This is a genomic window from Microbacterium sp. lyk4-40-TSB-66, from assembly GCF_030209475.1.
Classification (GTDB): domain Bacteria; phylum Actinomycetota; class Actinomycetes; order Actinomycetales; family Microbacteriaceae; genus Microbacterium.
The window spans coordinates 105,197-121,354 of sequence record NZ_JARVRW010000003.1 but is presented as its reverse complement, the minus strand read 5'-3'; the positions used below and the strand labels follow the sequence as shown (position 1 = coordinate 121,354).

Here is a 16,158-nt window from a genome sequence, read left to right as displayed (position 1 = left end):
TTCGCGCAGGCGCCGTGTGTTTGAATGCATCGGGAGCGCGCTTCGCCGCGCTCGGAAACGCTGGGGGTTCACATGGGGAGATGGCGTCGTACCGCTGCCATCGCGACGGCGGGCGCGGGAATGCTCGCCATCCTGTTGAGTGGTTGCACGGGCCCGAGCCCGGTGGCCATCGACGTCCCCGCACAGGTGGATGCCCCCCTCCCCGATGTGACGGTCGCCGAGATGCGCGACGCCGTCACCGCCGCCATCACCGCCACCGGTGCGACCGGAGCCGTCGTCGGCGTCTGGGCACCGTGGAGCGGAAGCTGGGTGTCCGGCGTGGGCACGCAGAGCCCGGGTGGGGCGGAGGTGACCCCCGATCTGCAGTTCCGCGCGGCCGACATCACCGGCGCGATGACCTGCGACACGCTATACGGCCTCGCCGCAGATGGCCGACTGTCGCTCGACGACTCGGTCACCGATTGGGTGAGCAATATGCCCGGCTATGAGGCCATCACCCTGCGCCAGTTGTGTGATGGCACCTCCGGGCTCGCCTCGTACACGCAAAGCCTCGATTTCCTGACGTGGACCAACCCCGGGCGCATCTGGAATGCTCGCGAGCTGATGGCCTATGGCATCTCAAAGCCGCGGTTGAACGACCCCGGAGTGCAGTTCGCGTCATCGCCGACCAATTTCCTCGTCGCCGGCCTCGCCGTCGAGCGAGTGACCGGTGAGTCCCTCGCTGATGTCATCACTGAGCGCGTGATCGAGCCCCTAGGTCTCGATTCCACGTCGATGCCACCGTCCGCTGCCTCCGTCCCCGGTACTGCCCCGCTCACGGGCCACTGGTCGCAACCCAACGCCGAGGGCGTTTACGACTGCGCACAGCCGGGCGAGTTCACGACCATGTCGGCGAGCTACGGTGCCGCGGCCTCGGGGGCTGTGACCGACATCCGCGATCTCGGGCGCTACGCGCAGGCGCTGGCCACCGATGCGCTCCTGCCCGACGGCAGTGACCGTTTCGCGAATCCCGTGCCGGTCGCCTCCGACCAGCCCACGTGGTTCACCGCGGCGGGCGGCGCCTACCAGGCGGGGTCGCTGATCGGCCAGTTCGGCTCGACGCCCGGCTACATCGTCGGAGCCTTCGCCGACCCCGCGACGGGGATGTCGGTCGCGGTCGCGTTGAACAACTCCGCCGGCAACGAGAACACGGGCGCGTGGCTCGCGTGGCAGCTCGCGGCGATCGCCTCGAAGGCGCCGGCCGCGCAGGGCCAGACGATGCCCGAGGCGGGTCTTCCGTGGACGGCGGAGCAGATGCGCGAGAACATCTCCGCCAACGCGATCTGCTCGCCCCCCGCCGGATGACCCCACGCGGCGGACAGGGGTCGGCCGCGGCCCTCGTCCTCGTCGGACTCGCGTGCCAGGAGGTCGGTGCGTCGTTCGCCGTCATGCTGTTCCCGCAGACGGGGCCGCTCGGCATCGTGATGCTTCGCCTGGTGTTCTCGGCGCTGCTGTTGCTCCTGATCGCCCGCCCGGGGCTGCGCGGGCACACGGGGTACGCGTGGCGCTCCGTCGTCGGGTTCGGGGTGGTGCTGGCATCCATGAACGGGCTGTTCTACCTTGCGCTCGCGCGGCTGCCGCTGGGGGTGACCGTGACGATCGAGGTGCTCGGTCCGCTGACGCTGTCCATCCTCACCGCCTCGGGCATCGCCCGCTGGCTCTGGGCGGGGCTGGCACTGACCGGCGTCGTCGCCCTCGGCGCGGGCGGCTGGGATCGGCTCGACGTCCTCGGTGTCGTGTTCGCGCTGGGTGCCGCCGTCAGCTGGGCGCTGTACATCCTCGCGTCGGCGCGCGTGGGACGCGAGTTCCCGCGGCTCGACGGTCTCGCGCTGGCGATGACCGTGGGTGCCGTCATGGCGCTGCCCTTCGGGATCTGGCAGGCGGGTCCGGCGCTGCTGCGTGTCGACCTGCTCGCGCTGGGAGCGGCGGTCGCGTTGTTGTCGTCGACCATCCCCTACGCGTTGGAGCTCGTCGCGCTCCGGCGCCTGCCCGCCTCGGCGTTCGCCATCCTCATGAGTCTGGGCCCGGCGACGGCGTCGATCGCGGGCTTCCTGCTGCTCGGCCAGCACCTGTCGTGGCTCGAGATCGTCGGGATCGCGCTGGTGATCGCCGCGAGCATCGGTGCGGTGCTCGCCGCGGCCCGTCGGAGCGCTGCGTCACGGCATCCGGGACCCGACGCCGACGAGCCGTTGAGCGAGCCCGTCGTCTGAGCGGATGCCACCGCGCCGCGGTCGGCGCAAGGGGGCGTCCGCACCGCCCGACCGTGGCGAGGATGACGGCATGAGCGATGACGACGACCAGACCCGCAAGGACTTCGACGACGCGGTCAACATGACCGCGAGCGAGCTGAAGAAGTGGCTCGACACCGACGAGTCGAAGGCGGTGGGCCAGAAGAAGGACGGCGGCGGGGAGTCGACCGGTCACGCGAGCGGGCGGCACATCGTGCGCATCCTCGAGAAGAAGAAGGCCGACCTGACCGACGACGACCTGAAGCACATGCGCAAGGTGGTCGGCTACGTCAAGCGCCACAGCGCGCAGAAGCCGAAGGGCGACACCACCGACACCGACTGGCGCTACTCGCTCATGAACTGGGGCAACGACCCCGAGAAGTAACCCGCGCGTCGGCCCCGGGCATAGGAGGCGGGAGTACAACGGAGTCATGCCCATCATCGACAGCGCGGTGTACGTCAGCGGTCGCCGCATCGAGAACCCCTCGAGTCTCGACCAGACCTTCGAGTACATGGAGGCCCACGGCGGGATGGCGTGGATCGGTCTGCTGCGCCCCTCGCCCGAAGAGCTCGAGCGCGTGGCCGCCGAGTTCTCGCTGCACCCGCTCGCCGTCGAGGATGCGCTCACGGGACATCAGCGGGCGAAGCTCGAACGCTACGGCGGCAACCTGTTCGCCGTGCTGCGTCCCGCTCGCTACATCGACGAGACCGAGACGGTCGAGTTCGGCGAACTGCACGTGTTCATCGGTGCCGACTACGTCGTCACGGTGCGCCACGCGGAGGTGCCCGACCTCTCGCGCGTGCGCCGCCGACTCGAGAAGCAGCCCGACCTGCTGGCGCGCGGCCCCGAGGCCGTGCTGTACGCGATCCTCGACGAGGTCGTCGACCAGTACGACCCCGTCGCGCGCGGGCTCCAGAACGACGTCGACGAGATCGAGGACGGTCTGTTCAGCTCGGGCGGTGCCGACCTCACGCAGCGGATCTACCAGCTCGCCCGCGAGGTCATCCATTTCCAGCGGGCGACCGAACCCCTGCGCGACATGCTCGAATCGCTGCTGCGCGGTGCGGAGAAGTACGGCGTCGACATCGAGCTGCAACGCTCGCTCCGCGACGTGCTCGACCACGTGCTGCGCCAGTGCGAGAAGCTGACGGCGCTGCGCGCGATACTCGACAACGCGCTCACCGTCAACGCCACCCTCGTCACGCGGCGGCAGACCGAGACCTCGCTCGAGCAGAACGAGCAGGTGAAGAAGATCTCGGGCTGGGCGGCGATCCTGTTCGGTCCGTCCCTGGTCGGGGCGATCTACGGCATGAACTTCAAGAACATGCCCGAGCTCGAATGGCAGTTCGGCTATCCGCTGGCGCTGGCGCTCATGGCCGCGGTGTCGTTCGGGCTGTGGCTGACGTTCAAGTGGAAGAAGTGGCTCTGAGTCATGGCATCCGGATGCCGTCGATCTCGGCGCGCTTGCTGGACAGTCGGTGCGCGAAACGAATGATGGGTACGTGAACGACTCCACCCCGGGCTCGAGCGACGCCGCCGAGACGATCAACACCTCGACCGTTCAGCTCGAGGACAGTGGCTACCACAAGGGCCTTTCGTCCCGACAGGTGCAGATGATCGCCATCGGCGGCGCGATCGGCACGGGGCTCTTCCTCGGTGCCGGCGGTCGTCTCGCCGAGGCCGGACCCGCCATCGTCGTCTCGTACGCCGTGTGCGGCGTCTTCGCGTTCTTCATCCTCCGCGCGCTCGGCGAGCTGGTGCTGCACCGGCCGAGCTCGGGGTCGTTCGTATCGTACGCGCGCGAGTTCTTCGGCGAGAAGGCGGCCTTCGTCTCGGGCTGGTTCTACTGGATCAACTGGGCGATGACGACGATCGTCGACATCACCGCCGCGGCGGTCTACATGAACTTCTTCGGCAAGTACGTGCCGTGGATCGGCGCGGTGCCCCAGTGGGCGTGGGCGCTCATCGCGTTGATCGTCGTGCTGGCGGTCAACCTCGTGTCGGTGAAGGTGTTCGGCGAGCTGGAGTTCTGGTTCGCCCTCATCAAGGTCGCCGCCCTCGTCGCGTTCCTGCTGGTCGGCATCTACTTCGTCGTGTTCGGAACTCCCAACGGCTCACCGGTCGGGTTCTCGCTCATCGCCGACAACGGCGGGTTCCTGCCGAACGGCGTCCTTCCCGCGATCCTCCTCATGCAGGGCGTCGTCTTCGCCTACGCCTCGATCGAGCTGATCGGCACCGCGGCCGGAGAGACGAAGAACCCCGAGAAGGTCATGCCCCGCGCGATCAACTCGGTCGTCATCCGCGTGGCCGTCTTCTACGTCGGCTCGGTGCTGCTGCTCTCTCTGCTGCTTCCCTTCACGGCCTACTCGGCCGGTGAGAGCCCGTTCGTGACGTTCTTCGCCTCGATCGGCGTTCCGGGCGTCGACGTCATCATGAACATGGTCGTGCTGACCGCGGCGCTGTCCTCGCTGAACGCGGGGCTGTACTCGACGGGACGCATCCTGCGGTCGATGGCCATCGCGGGGTCCGCCCCGCAGTTCGCCGCCCGCATGAACAAGGCGGGCGTCCCCTACGGCGGCATAGCGATCACCGCGACCGTGGCGCTGCTGGGCGTGGTGCTGAACTTCTTCGTCCCCGCCGAGGCGTTCGAGACCGTGCTGAGCGTGGCGTCGGTCGGCATCATCTCGACGTGGGCGACGATCATCATCTGCCAGATGCGCCTCAAGCAGCTCGCCGACCGCGGCGAGCTGGTGCGCCCGTCGTTCCGGCTGTTCGGGGCGCCGTACACGAACTGGATCACGCTGGTGTTCCTCGCCGGGGTCCTCGTGCTCGTGTTCGTCGACTCGCCCGCGACGCTGGTGGCGACCGTCATCGCCGTGATCGGCATCGTGATCGGCTGGTACGCGTGCCGCAAGCGCATCGCCGCGCTCGCCGCGGAGCGCGAGGGGTTCACCGGGACGCACCCGGTGGTGCCGAGTCCGTTCCCGAAGGCTCCCGACGCGAAGGACTGAGCGTCTTCGCCCCTTCCGGCGGCCGGTGAGCGGTCCGCTCGCCGGGGGTCGTCGGGTTCGGGGCGGGGTTCGCCGTTCGGGGCGTGAATCTCCCGCCCGAATGGCCGACCCCGCCCCGAAACGGAGGGGCGAGGCGGGGCGGGGCGCCCGCGGCGCCCCGAAGCGGAGGCCAGCGGGCGCCCGCGGGTCAGGCGTCGAGCGGCCAGCCGCAATACGCCTCGGCGAGGTACGCGCGGCCGTGCTCCGACTCCACGACGGAGCGCAGCTCGCCGAGCTGACGGCGGCGGTCGAAGTCGGTGGCGTCCGGGGCCGCGTGCAGCATGCTCGTCATCCACCACGAGAAGTGCTGGGCCTTCCAGATGCGGCGGCTCGCGGTCTCGGGGTAGGCGTCGAGCAGGCGTTCGTCGCCGTCGAGCAGGAGTGCCTTCAGGGCGGAAGCGAGCAGGCGTACGTCGGCGATCGCGAGGTTCATCCCCTTCGCGCCGGTCGGCGGAACGGTGTGCGCGGCGTCGCCCACGAGCGCGATGCGCCCCCGGCGCAGGTCGTGGGCGACGAAGCTGCGGAAGCGCAGCACGTCGCGCTGGAAGATGGGGCCCTGTTTCAGCGTGGTGCCGGGCACGCGCTTCTGCAGCTCGTCCCAGAGCTGCTCCTCGCTGAAGGCGGCGGTATCGCTGTCGGGATCGCACTGGAAGTACATGCGCTGCACGGTCGCCGAGCGCTGGCTGACGAGGGCGAACCCGTCGGGGGAGTTGCTGTAGATGAGCTCCTCGCTGCTGGGAGGGGCCTCGCACAGGATGCCGAACCAGGCGAAGGGGTACTCGCGGAAGGAGCCGTTGCGTGCGCCGGACACCGCCGCCCGCGCGACACTGCGGGAGCCGTCGGAACCGACGACGAAGTCCGCCTCGATCTCGAGAGCGACCCCGTCGGCGTCGTGGGCGTGCACCCGCGGGCGGTCGCCGTCGTCGACGCCGTCGGCGGTGACGCCGAAACGCAGGTCCTGCCCCGCGGCGAGGCGCGCGGCGATCAGGTCCTTCAGCACCTCGTGCTGCGGGTACAGCCAGACGGCGCGACCGACCGACTCGGCGAAGTCGATGCGGTGGCCCTCGCCCTCGAAGCGCAGTTCGATGCCGTCGTGGCGGTGCCCGACGGTGCGGGCGCGCGAGGCGGGGCCGATCGCGTCGAGCAGTTCGACGGTGCCCTGCTCCAGGATGCCGGCGCGGATCGTGCTCTCGATGTCGTCGCGCGTGCGCTGGTCGATGACGACGGATTCGATGCCGGCAGCGGCGAGCAGGTGCGAGAGCATCAGCCCCGCGGGGCCGGCGCCGATGATGGCGACGCGGGTGCGAACGGTGGTGGTCATGGCGTCTCCTTCGACGACGGCTGTGGTCGATGGTGCCTCGCCGCAGGCCTGCGCACCGGCTCATTCCCGTTCATCAGGAACCACGCTGGGTGTGCACCACCCGCCGGGTTTCGCCGCCTCGGGGGCCCCTCAGGCGACGGTCCCGGGCGACTCACGCGGGGGTGAAGAGGGATGTCACCGGCGATAGCCGAGGGCGCGCTCGGTGTCGCGGGCCGCGCGGTGCAGCTCGACCAGCGCGAACTGGGTCTCCGCGTCGCGGGGCAGCACGACCGACAGGGCCGCGATGACGGCGCCCGTCTCGTCGCGCACGGGCACCGCGACGCCGGTGGAGACCTCGTCGACGGTGCCGGGGGCGACGACACGGCCCAGGGTGCGGATCTCGGCCAGGGCGCGCCGGAGTGCCGCGGGGTCGACGATGGTCTCGGAGGTGACGGCGGCGAGAGGGCGCGCGAGCACGCGCTCCTGCAGGTCGTGCGGGGCGAAGGCGAGCAGCACCAGCCCCGACGACGAAGCGTGAACGGGCAGGCGGCCGGCGACCCGCGTGATGTTCGCGCCGGAGTCCGGCGCGCTGAGCCGCTCGAGGAAGAGCGCCTCATCGTGCTCGAGGATCGCGAGCTGGGTGTGCTCGCGCACGCGCTGCTGTACGCGCTCCATGTACGGCAGCGCGGCCTGGCGCAGCCGCAGGGCGTGGGAGGAGCGCGTGGCCAGCTCCCAGAGCCGCATCCCCACGCGCACGCGTCGCTCGTCGTCACGTTCGAGCAGCCCGGCATCCACGAGCTCGCCCACGATCCGGTGCGCCGACGAACTCGGCAGGCCCGCCCGTCGACCGATGTCGGCCGTTGTCTGGGCGGTGCGCGTGGGGGTGAAGGTCTCGAGGATGCGCACCAGTCGGTCGGTGACCGAATCGCCGGAGGGGGAGTTCGCCATGGGGTCAGGATGCCACGACTCCCATTGGACGGGAACGGTTCGCCGCACGAGCTCGCGGTGCCGGACGATGGAGGCGTCGAAGGAGACCCCATGTCGAACCCTGCCGCAGCCCCCGAGACGCTGCTCGCCGCCCCCGATCAGGCGACGCAGAGCCAGATCGTCGACGAGATCCGCGCCCGCCACGCCGAGCTCGACGCCCGGGAGGCCGCCGGCGAAGACGTCGCCGCCACCGCTCACGACTTCCCCGCGTACCGGTCGAGCGTTCTGCGGCATCCCACCAAGAACCCCAAACTCGTCGATCCCGAGACGATCGAGCTCCTCTCGCCGGCGTTCGGACAGCGCGACGTCGCCGCGATCGAGTCCGACCTCACGCTGCAGCACGCGGGTGAACCGCTGGGGGAGCGCATGAGCGTGCAGGGGCGCCTGCTCGACTCGTGGGGCCGGCCGGTGGCGAACCAGCTCATCGAGATCTGGCAGGCCAACGCGGCAGGGCGCTACATCCACCAGCGCGACCAGCACCCCGCCCCGCTCGACCCGAACTTCACCGGCGCGGGGCGCGCGGTGACGAACGAGAACGGCGAGTACCGCTTCACCACGATCAAACCCGGGCCCTACCCCTGGAAGAACCACCGCAACGCGTGGCGTCCGGCGCACATCCACTTCTCGGTGTTCGGCTCGTCCTTCACCCAGCGACTCGTGACGCAGATGTACTTCCCGGGCGACCCGCTGTTCGCGCTCGACCCCATCTACAACACCATCCACCGGCAGAAGGACCGCGACGCCCTCGTCGGCGTCTACGACCACGACCTGACCTCGCCCGAGTGGGCGACGGGGTACCGCTTCGACATCGTCGTCGACGGGCCGGATGCCACCTACTTCGAGCCCGAGGACGAGTGAGATGACGATGACATCGACGCATGAATCGGTCCCCGAGCCAGTCGAGGGGCGAGCAAACGGGCGACGGGCGATCCCCGCCAAGACGCACCGTGCGACCCCCGGCCAGACGGTCGGACCGTTCTTCGCCTACGGGCTGGAGTACCCGAAGCAGCACGAGGTCGCCTTCCCGCACTCGCCCGGAGCGATCGTGCTCGGCGGCACCGTGTACGACGGCGCGGGCGCACCGGTGCCCGACGCGCTGGTCGAGATCTGGGGCGCGGATGCCGACGGCTCGGCGCCGCGGGCGCGGGGCGCATTGCGCCGCGACGACCACACGTTCACCGGCTTCGGTCGTGCCTTCACCGACGACGAGGGGCACTTCGAGTTCTGGACGCGGGAGCCCGGTGGCATCCGGGGCCGCGCTGGTTTCTGGGCCGCGATCGTGTTCGCCCGAGGCCTCCCCGACAAGCTGCACACCCGCATCTACGTGCCGGGGGACGACGCGGCGTTCGCCGCCGACCCGTTGCTGTCGACGCTGACGTGGCAGGAGCGCGCTACCCTCGTCGCGACGCGCGCGCATGACGGTCACCTGCGGCACGACATCCGTCTGCAGGGCGCGGGAGAGACGGTGTTCCTTGCCTTCTGAACCTTTCGAGCGGGGACTGCTCACGCCGGTCACGGTCGGCCACGACGCACTCGTGTCGGACGCCGCGGTGCTCGACGCCCTCGTGCGGGCGGAATGCGCGCTCGTCGCGGCCTACGCCGAGCGGGGCGTCGCGCCGCGTGACGCCGCCATCGCGGTCGACCACGCCTTCGGCCTCGACGAGAAGGGCGGCTCCCCGTCGGCGACGCTCGACGTCGACGCGCTCGTCACGGCGTCGGTGGCCGGCGGAAACCCCGTCATCCCCCTCGTGGGGATGATGACGCAGCAGGTGCCCGCCGCGCACCGCGCGTGGATCCACCGCGGGGCGACGAGCCAGGACATCCTCGACACCGCCCTCATGGCCGTCGCGCAGCGCGCGGTCGAACAGGTGCGCGCATCCGTGGGACACGCGGCGCAGTGGCTGCGGCAGCTCGCCCTGCATCACGCCGACGACGTCGCGGTCGCGCGCACGCTGACCCAGCACGCGGTGCCCACGACGGTGGGCGCACGCGCGGCGACGTGGGCGCAGGGGATGGAGCGCGCGGCATCCCGTCTCGACGCGCTGGTCTTCCCGGCGCAGCTCGGCGGCGCGGGCGGCACGCTCGCCTCGTTCGTGGAGATCACCGGGTCCGCGGAGGACGCGGCCGCCCTGCCCGCCGCCTTCGCCCGGGCAGCGTTCCTCGACGCCCCCGACGCACCGTGGCACGTCACCCGCTGGCCGGTCACCGAGCTCGGCGACGCGCTCGTGCAGGCGCTCGACGCACTGGGCAAGTTCGCCGCCGATGTGGCGACGCTGAGCCGCACGGAGATCGCCGAGGTGTCGGAGGGCGTGGGCGGCGGATCGTCGGCGATGCCCCAGAAGCAGAACCCCGCCGAGGCGGTGCTCATCCGATCGGCGGCTCTGCGTGCGCCGCAGCTGGGGGCGACGCTGCACCTCGCGGCATCCCTCGCCGTCGACGAACGCCCCGACGGTGCCTGGCACGCCGAGTGGCCGACGCTGCGCGAACTCCTGCGGCTGGCGCTGGGCGCGTCGTGGCACGCCTCCTCTCTCGCGGCGCACCTGCGGGTGGACGCCGCGGCCGCCGCGCGCAACGCCGGGACGACGGGCGGGCGGATCGTGAGCGAGCGCCTGCGCGGCGTGCTCGTGCCGCTGGTCGGCGCCGAGCGCTTCGCCGAGCTGCTCGCGGGCGACGACGACCTCGCGGATCGACTTCGCGCGCTGCCCGAGGCCGACGGACTCGACGTCGACGCGCTGCTGGACCCCCGCGCGTACGTCGGGCTCGCCCCGCGCCTGGCCCGTGGCAACGCGGGTCTGGCTGCGGGCGGCGGGGGCGCTGCGGGCGGCGGGGCTGCGAGCGGCGCAGGCGCAGGTGCTGCGGGCGGCGGGGCTGCGGCGGAAGCCGACGAGACCGCACCCGATCGCCGAGACCGCACGGGATTACGCGCAAACGGATACGGGGTGGACGAATGAGTGCGGTTTCGCTGATCTCGCTCACGGCACCGGTCGGGCCGGAGGGCGCGCCGCTCGTGGTTCTCGGGCCGTCGCTGGGCACCTCGACCATCCTGTGGGATGACGTCGTGCCGCTGCTCGCCGACGACCACCGCGTCTCGGCGTGGGACCTCCCGGGTCACGGCGCGTGTCCCGTCGCGCGAGAGGCGTTCTCGGTCGCCGACCTCGCGGATGCCGTCGCGGCCGCCGTGCCCGACGACACCTTCTTCTACGCCGGAGTCTCGCTCGGTGGTGCGACGGGGCTCGAACTCGCCCTGCGCCACGGCGATCGGCTGCGGGCGGCGGCCATCGTGGCATCCGGCGCTCAGCTCGGCGAGCCCGCCGCGTGGGCCGACCGTGCGGCCCAGGCGCGGGCGCAGAGCACGTCGAGCCTCATCATCGCGTCGGCCCAGCGCTGGTTCGCCCCCGACTCGATCGCGCGGCGCCCCGACCTCACCGGACGTCTGCTGCACGCCCTGCAGGACGCCGACGACGACAGCTACGCCCGGTGCTGCGAGGCGCTCGCCGCGTACGACGTGCGCCCGGCGCTGAGCCGGATCACCGTGCCGGTGCTCGCGGCCTGGGGGGCCTTCGACGCCGTCGCGCCCGAGGCCAAGGCCGTCGAGATCGCCGACGGCGTGCGCGACGGCCGCACCGCGCGCATCGACGACGCCGGCCACCTGCCGCCCGCCGAACAACCCGAGTCCGTGGCGGCGCTGCTGCGGTCGTTCTTCTCCTCCGCTTCTCGAAAGGACGCCTGATGCCCACCGATCAGGAACGCGTCGACCAGGGCATGGCCGTGCGCCGTGCCGTGCTGTCGGACGCCCACGTCGACCGCGCCCTCGCGTCGACCACCGAGCTCACCGCCGACTGGCAGGACTTCATCACGCGCGTCGCCTGGGGCGACATCTGGTCGCGCCCGGGTCTGGACCGTCGCTCCCGGTCGATCGCCGTGCTCAGTTCGCTCATCGCGCACGGACATCACGAGGAACTCGCGATGCACCTGCGCGCGGCGCTGCGCAACGGCCTGACGATCGACGAGATCCGCGAGGTCATGCTGCAGTCGGCGATCTACTCGGGTGTGCCGGCGGCGAACTCGGCGTTCCGGATCGCGGCGGAGGTGTTCTCGGCTACGGATGCCGCCGGCACGCCGGCCGGATCCGCTCCGGCCGCGACGGCTGATCCGACTGCGCCCGCGGGGCCGCCGGCTCCCGCGGGAGGGCCCGCGGCGACATCGCCCGGGGAGGACGCGCCGTGATCGACAAGACCGTTCTCGACGTCGCGGCGGCGGTCGCCGGCATCCGCGACGGGGCCACCGTCATGATCGGCGGCTTCGGCCGCGCCGGTCAGCCCGTCGAGCTCATCGACGCGCTCATCGCCCACGGCGCGGGCGACCTCACCGTCGTCAACAACAACGCCGGCAACGGCGACACCGGACTCGCGGCGCTGCTCGCGGCCGGCCAGGTGCGCAAGATGATCTGCTCGTTCCCCCGCCAGAGCGACTCGTGGGTGTTCGACGGTCTCTACCGCGACGGCAAGGTCGAGCTCGAGCTCGTGCCGCAGGGCAACCTCGCCGAGCGCATCCGCGCCGCGGGCGCCGGCATCGGCGGGTTCTTCACCCCCACCGGGTTCGGCACCCAGCTCGCGGAGGGCAAAGAGACGCGGCGCATCGACGGCCGCGATTACGTGCTGGAGTACCCGATCCGCGCCGACGTCGCCCTCATCAGCGCGCGGGCGGCCGACCGCTGGGGCAACCTCGTCTACCGCGAGACGGCCCGCAACTTCGGACCCATCATGGCCGCCGCGGCAGCCGTCACCGTCGCGCAGGTCGACGAGATCGTGCCGCTCGGCTGGCTCGACCCCGAGGCCGTCATCACCCCGGGTCTCTACGTCGACCGTGTCGTCGCGGTCGGTGAGCGCCCCTGGTTGCGCGACGGGGAGTTCGTCGGCGGCGTCGACATCGAGGGCCGCCCGCTGGCCGAGGAAGGAGCCGAGCAGTGACCACCACCCGCATCTCCCGCGCCGCTCTCGCCGCGCGCGTGGCATCCGACATCCCTGAGGGCGCCGTGGTGAACCTCGGCATCGGGGCACCCACCCTCGTCGCCGACTTCCTCCCCGAGGGCCTCGAGATCGTGCTGCACACCGAGAACGGCATGCTCGGCATGGGGGCGGCCCCCGCGCGGGGACAGGTCGATCCCGACCTCATCAACGCCGGGAAGCAGCCCGTCACCGCGCTCGCCGGGGCGGCGTACTTCCACCACGCCGACTCTTTCGCGATGATGCGCGGCGGCCACCTCGACGTGTGCGTGCTGGGCGCGTTCCAGGTGTCGGCCGGCGGCAACCTCGCCAACTGGTCGACCGGCGAGCCCGGGGCGATCCCCGCGGTCGGCGGCGCCATGGACCTCGCCATCGGCGCGAAGGACGTCTACGTCATGACCGACCTGCTCACCAAGGGCGGTGACCCCAAACTGGTCGCCGCCTGCTCGTATCCGCTGACCGGCGTCGGCTGCGTCTCGCGGGTCTACACCGATCACGGCGTCTTCGACGTCACGCCCGACGGCTTCCGCGTGCGCGAGCTGTTCGGCGACAACACGCACGCCGAGATCGAGCAGCTCCTCGGTCTGGAACTGGAGGCCTGAGCCATGCCCGCATCGTTCGTCTACGACGCCGTCCGCACCCCCTTCGCCCGGCACGGCAAAGCCTTCGCCGACGTGCGCCCCGACGATCTCGCCGCGACCGTCATGGCATCCGTCGTCGAGCGCACCGGGATCGACCCCGCCCGCATCGAGGACATCGTGTTCGGCGACGCCAACCAGGCCGGCGAAGACAACCGCAACGTCGCGCGGTTCGGTGCGCTGCTCGCGGGCTTCCCCTCGTCGGTGCCCGGCACGACCATCAACCGGTTGTGCGGGTCGTCGCTGGATGCAGTGATCCAGGGCTCGCGCGCGATCGAGGCCGGAGACGCCGACGTGATCCTCGCCGGCGGGGTGGAGTCGATGACCCGCGCACCCTTCGTGGTGGAGAAGAGCCCCCGCCCCTTCCCCGCGGCGAATCAGACGATGTGGAACACCTCCATCGGGTGGCGCATGACCAACCCGCGGCTGAGGAAGGACTGGACGATTACGAACGGCGAGAGCGCCGAGAAGCTCGCCGAGATCTACGACGTCTCGCGCGAGGAGCAGGACGCCTTCGCCGCCCGCAGCCACCGCCTCGCCGCCGCCGCCTGGGCCGCGGGACGCTTCGACGACGAGATCGTGCAGGTCGAGGGCCACGCTCTCGCGCGAGACGAGGGGATCCGCGACGACTCCACCGCAGAGGTTCTCGCGGGCCTGCGCCCGGCGTTCCGTGCGGGAGGCTCCGTGACCGCGGGCAACTCCTCGCCCATCAACGACGGCGCCTCGGCGGTGCTGCTGGGTTCGGAGGGAGCTCTGGATGCCGAGCCCCTCGCGCGTATCGCCGGCCGTGCGGCGTTCGGCAACGACCCCGACGTGTTCGGCGTCGCCCCCGTCGAGGCGGCGAACCGCGCCCTCGCTCGCGCCGGGCGGACGTGGGCGGACGTGTCGTTCGTCGAGCTCAACGAGGCGTTCGCCTCGCAGACTCTCGCGTGCGCGAAGCTCTGGACCGAACTCGACCCGTCGACGCTCAACGAGAACGGCGGCGCGATCGCGATCGGCCACCCGCTCGGCGCCTCGGGCGGGCGCATCATCGCCCGCGCCGCGCACGAGCTGAAGCGCCGCGGCGGCGGCGTCGCGGTCGCCGCGATCTGCATCGGCGTGGGCCAGGGCCTCGCGGTGGTGCTCGAGCGCTGACGCCGGGCGCTCGGGCGCTGATGTCGCGCGCTCGGAGCGCTGACGGCGCGCGTGCGGAAGCACGGACGGCGAGACTCACGCGTGTAGCTCACTTGGGGCCTCCAGACGCCGGCTGGGCACAGGGCTTCAGCCGGGACCGGGGCATGTCCCACTTCGAGCAAGATTCTCCGCGGGAAGTCGCACGAATCGGGACATGCGGCACCTCACCGGTAGGTCCCCCGCGCCAGAAGCGGCGCCGTCGGCGCGGCGATGAGGTGCATGTCCCACTTCGAGCAGAATTTCTCGCGGGAAATCGCACGAATCGGGACATGCCTCGCCGACGACGGCGGCGGGCGGCGGACGGACGGGGGCTGATGCGGAGCATCACAACCCCTTATGTCTGAATGAGGCAAAAGCGAGGTAGCGTCGGAGCGACACCAGAGAGAGTGAGCGACGATGCTTCTCGAGAGAGACCTCATCCAGTCCGTCGGCTTCCGCAACGTCCGCGAGGGCGGCGAGATCACCGGATTCCAGTTCCGGGTGCGGATGCCGTCGTACCGCGGCATGTCCGCCTCGCTGGTCGACGGGATCGGCGTGAGCATCCCGGGTCTCGTCGACGTCGAACCCGACGTCCCGCTGTGGACCCTGCAGGGCCGGCAGTACACGCTCGCCGAGCTGTGGGACGGCGACGGCGTGCGCTGGCCGCTCGAAGACGCCGCGATCATCACGGTTCCGCTTCCCGGCGGTCTGCCCGACGGCACGCACGAGCTGTCGATCGACCTGCGCCTGCGGATGTCGTACATTCCGCAGGAGCACCAGCCGAGCAGGTACCGCGTGACCAAGAACGTCACGCTCTCCCCCGAGGCATCCGGTGCCCCCTTCCGGTACGGCGTCTCGCTCTACAGCTACATGGGCGACTACGGCACCGTGATGGACCTCGAGACCGCCCTCGCCTCGATCGCCGACCTCGGGGCGACGGGCGTGGAGATCCTCGGCGAAGGCCATGTGCCGAACTACCCGAACCCCTCGCAGGAGTGGGTCGACGACTGGTTCGCGCTCCTCGCGAAGTACGGCCTCGAGCCCACGAACTACGGCTCGTGGATCGATACGCGCCTGCACTCGAGCGGCCCGAACGGCCGCGACATGACGGTCGACGAAGGGGCCGCCGCCCTGCAGCGCGACCTGCGGCTCGCCCAGCGTCTCGGCTTCCGGTTCGTCCGGCCGAAGATCGGCGTGGTCTCGAGCGACCTCATCCCGCACCCGATCTGGACCGAGGTCGTCGAGGCCTCGCTGCCGCTGGCCGAAGAGCTCGATGTGATCATCTGCCCCGAGATCCACTCGCCCACCCCCATCAAGCACGAGGTCGTCGACGACTACATCGCCCTGATCCGTCGCACCGGTACGAAGCACTTCGGCCTCCTGCTCGACACCGGCATCTTCCAGGACCGCCCGATCCCGCTCCGCCCCGGCGAACTGCCGGGGCAGCGCCCGGCCTTCCTCGACGGCATCCACGTCGACCCCGCCGACGTGTTCGACGTCATCGAGAACGTCGTGTTCATCCAGGCGAAGTTCCACGACATCGACGAGAACCTCGACGACCAGCAGATCCCGTGGGAGCCCGTGCTGAAGGCGTTCAAGGATGCGGGGTACACCGGCTACCTCTCCAGCGAGTACGAGGGAGAGCGGGAGCCCTGGCGCAGCATCGAACAGGTCCGCCGCCAGCACTCGCTGATGCGTCAGATCGCCGATCGCCTCTGACCGACCGGCGACACCCGCGCGGGCGCCCACCGCACCCG

The 16,158-nt window shown here is 71.1% G+C and carries 16 protein-coding genes; 14 read left to right on the top strand and 2 right to left on the bottom strand.

Annotated elements, in window-relative coordinates; genetic code table 11:
* Window positions 1-72 precede the first annotated feature (72 nt).
* The 5 genes from QRO03_RS05690 (at window position 73) to QRO03_RS05670 (ending at window position 5,279) form a co-directional block, all read left to right on the top strand.
* The gene (locus QRO03_RS05690; protein ID WP_285136557.1) at window positions 73-1,344 is read left to right on the top strand and encodes a serine hydrolase domain-containing protein; all 1,272 of its coding nucleotides are present in this window, start codon (window positions 73-75) and stop codon (window positions 1,342-1,344) included.
* Window positions 1,341-2,249, top strand: coding sequence for an EamA family transporter (locus QRO03_RS05685; protein WP_285136556.1), 909 nt, complete (start codon window positions 1,341-1,343; stop codon window positions 2,247-2,249). The genes QRO03_RS05690 and QRO03_RS05685 overlap by 4 nt, the downstream gene beginning before the upstream one ends.
* A gap of 70 nt (window positions 2,250-2,319) precedes the next feature.
* Window positions 2,320-2,652: a DUF3140 domain-containing protein gene (locus QRO03_RS05680; RefSeq protein WP_285136555.1), complete on the top strand. Its 333-nt coding sequence runs from the start codon at window positions 2,320-2,322 to the stop codon at window positions 2,650-2,652.
* Window positions 2,653-2,698: 46 nt separating this feature from the next.
* On the top strand, window positions 2,699-3,697 hold the full coding sequence (gene corA / locus QRO03_RS05675; RefSeq protein WP_285136554.1) for a magnesium/cobalt transporter CorA: 999 nt from the start codon (window positions 2,699-2,701) through the stop codon (window positions 3,695-3,697).
* Window positions 3,698-3,812: 115 nt separating this feature from the next.
* Window positions 3,813-5,279 (top strand): amino acid permease, encoded by a 1,467-nt coding sequence (locus QRO03_RS05670; RefSeq protein WP_285136910.1) that lies wholly within the window; start codon window positions 3,813-3,815, stop codon window positions 5,277-5,279.
* A 187-nt stretch (window positions 5,280-5,466) separates the two neighbouring features.
* On the opposite strand, the gene QRO03_RS05665 is transcribed toward QRO03_RS05670, so the two are convergent.
* The gene (locus tag QRO03_RS05665) at window positions 5,467-6,639 is read right to left on the bottom strand and encodes a 4-hydroxybenzoate 3-monooxygenase (RefSeq protein WP_285136553.1); all 1,173 of its coding nucleotides are present in this window, start codon (window positions 6,637-6,639) and stop codon (window positions 5,467-5,469) included.
* 174 nt (window positions 6,640-6,813) lie between these two features.
* On the bottom strand, window positions 6,814-7,566 hold the full coding sequence (locus QRO03_RS05660; RefSeq protein WP_285136552.1) for an IclR family transcriptional regulator: 753 nt from the start codon (window positions 7,564-7,566) through the stop codon (window positions 6,814-6,816).
* Window positions 7,567-7,656: 90 nt separating this feature from the next.
* Between QRO03_RS05660 and pcaH the strand changes: the two genes are divergently transcribed.
* The 9 genes from pcaH (at window position 7,657) to QRO03_RS05615 (ending at window position 16,120) form a co-directional block, all read left to right on the top strand.
* Window positions 7,657-8,463, top strand: a complete 807-nt coding sequence (pcaH, locus tag QRO03_RS05655) for a protocatechuate 3,4-dioxygenase subunit beta (protein WP_285136551.1) — start codon at window positions 7,657-7,659, stop codon at window positions 8,461-8,463.
* Between the two features lie 7 nt (window positions 8,464-8,470).
* Entirely contained in the window at window positions 8,471-9,088 is a 618-nt protein-coding gene (gene pcaG / locus QRO03_RS05650; protein ID WP_502883015.1) for a protocatechuate 3,4-dioxygenase subunit alpha, read from the top strand.
* Window positions 9,078-10,556 (top strand): lyase family protein, encoded by a 1,479-nt coding sequence (locus tag QRO03_RS05645; RefSeq protein ID WP_285136549.1) that lies wholly within the window; start codon window positions 9,078-9,080, stop codon window positions 10,554-10,556. The genes pcaG and QRO03_RS05645 overlap by 11 nt, the downstream gene beginning before the upstream one ends.
* A complete protein-coding gene (locus QRO03_RS05640) occupies window positions 10,553-11,335 on the top strand; it encodes an alpha/beta fold hydrolase (RefSeq protein ID WP_285136548.1) in 783 nt (260 codons plus the stop codon). The genes QRO03_RS05645 and QRO03_RS05640 overlap by 4 nt, the downstream gene beginning before the upstream one ends.
* Complete coding sequence (pcaC, locus tag QRO03_RS05635) at window positions 11,335-11,832, top strand: 4-carboxymuconolactone decarboxylase (protein WP_285136547.1); 498 nt, start codon at window positions 11,335-11,337, stop codon at window positions 11,830-11,832. Before QRO03_RS05640 ends, pcaC begins: the two co-directional genes overlap by 1 nt.
* Entirely contained in the window at window positions 11,829-12,575 is a 747-nt protein-coding gene (locus QRO03_RS05630; protein WP_285136546.1) for a 3-oxoacid CoA-transferase subunit A, read from the top strand. Before pcaC ends, QRO03_RS05630 begins: the two co-directional genes overlap by 4 nt.
* Window positions 12,572-13,213: a 3-oxoacid CoA-transferase subunit B gene (locus QRO03_RS05625; protein WP_285136545.1), complete on the top strand. Its 642-nt coding sequence runs from the start codon at window positions 12,572-12,574 to the stop codon at window positions 13,211-13,213. The genes QRO03_RS05630 and QRO03_RS05625 overlap by 4 nt, the downstream gene beginning before the upstream one ends.
* Before the next feature lie 3 nt (window positions 13,214-13,216).
* Entirely contained in the window at window positions 13,217-14,383 is a 1,167-nt protein-coding gene (locus QRO03_RS05620) for a thiolase family protein (protein ID WP_285136544.1), read from the top strand.
* Window positions 14,384-14,818: 435 nt separating this feature from the next.
* Window positions 14,819-16,120, top strand: coding sequence for a C-glycoside deglycosidase beta subunit domain-containing protein (locus QRO03_RS05615; RefSeq protein ID WP_285136543.1), 1,302 nt, complete (start codon window positions 14,819-14,821; stop codon window positions 16,118-16,120).
* The last annotated feature ends 38 nt before the right edge of the window (window positions 16,121-16,158 follow it).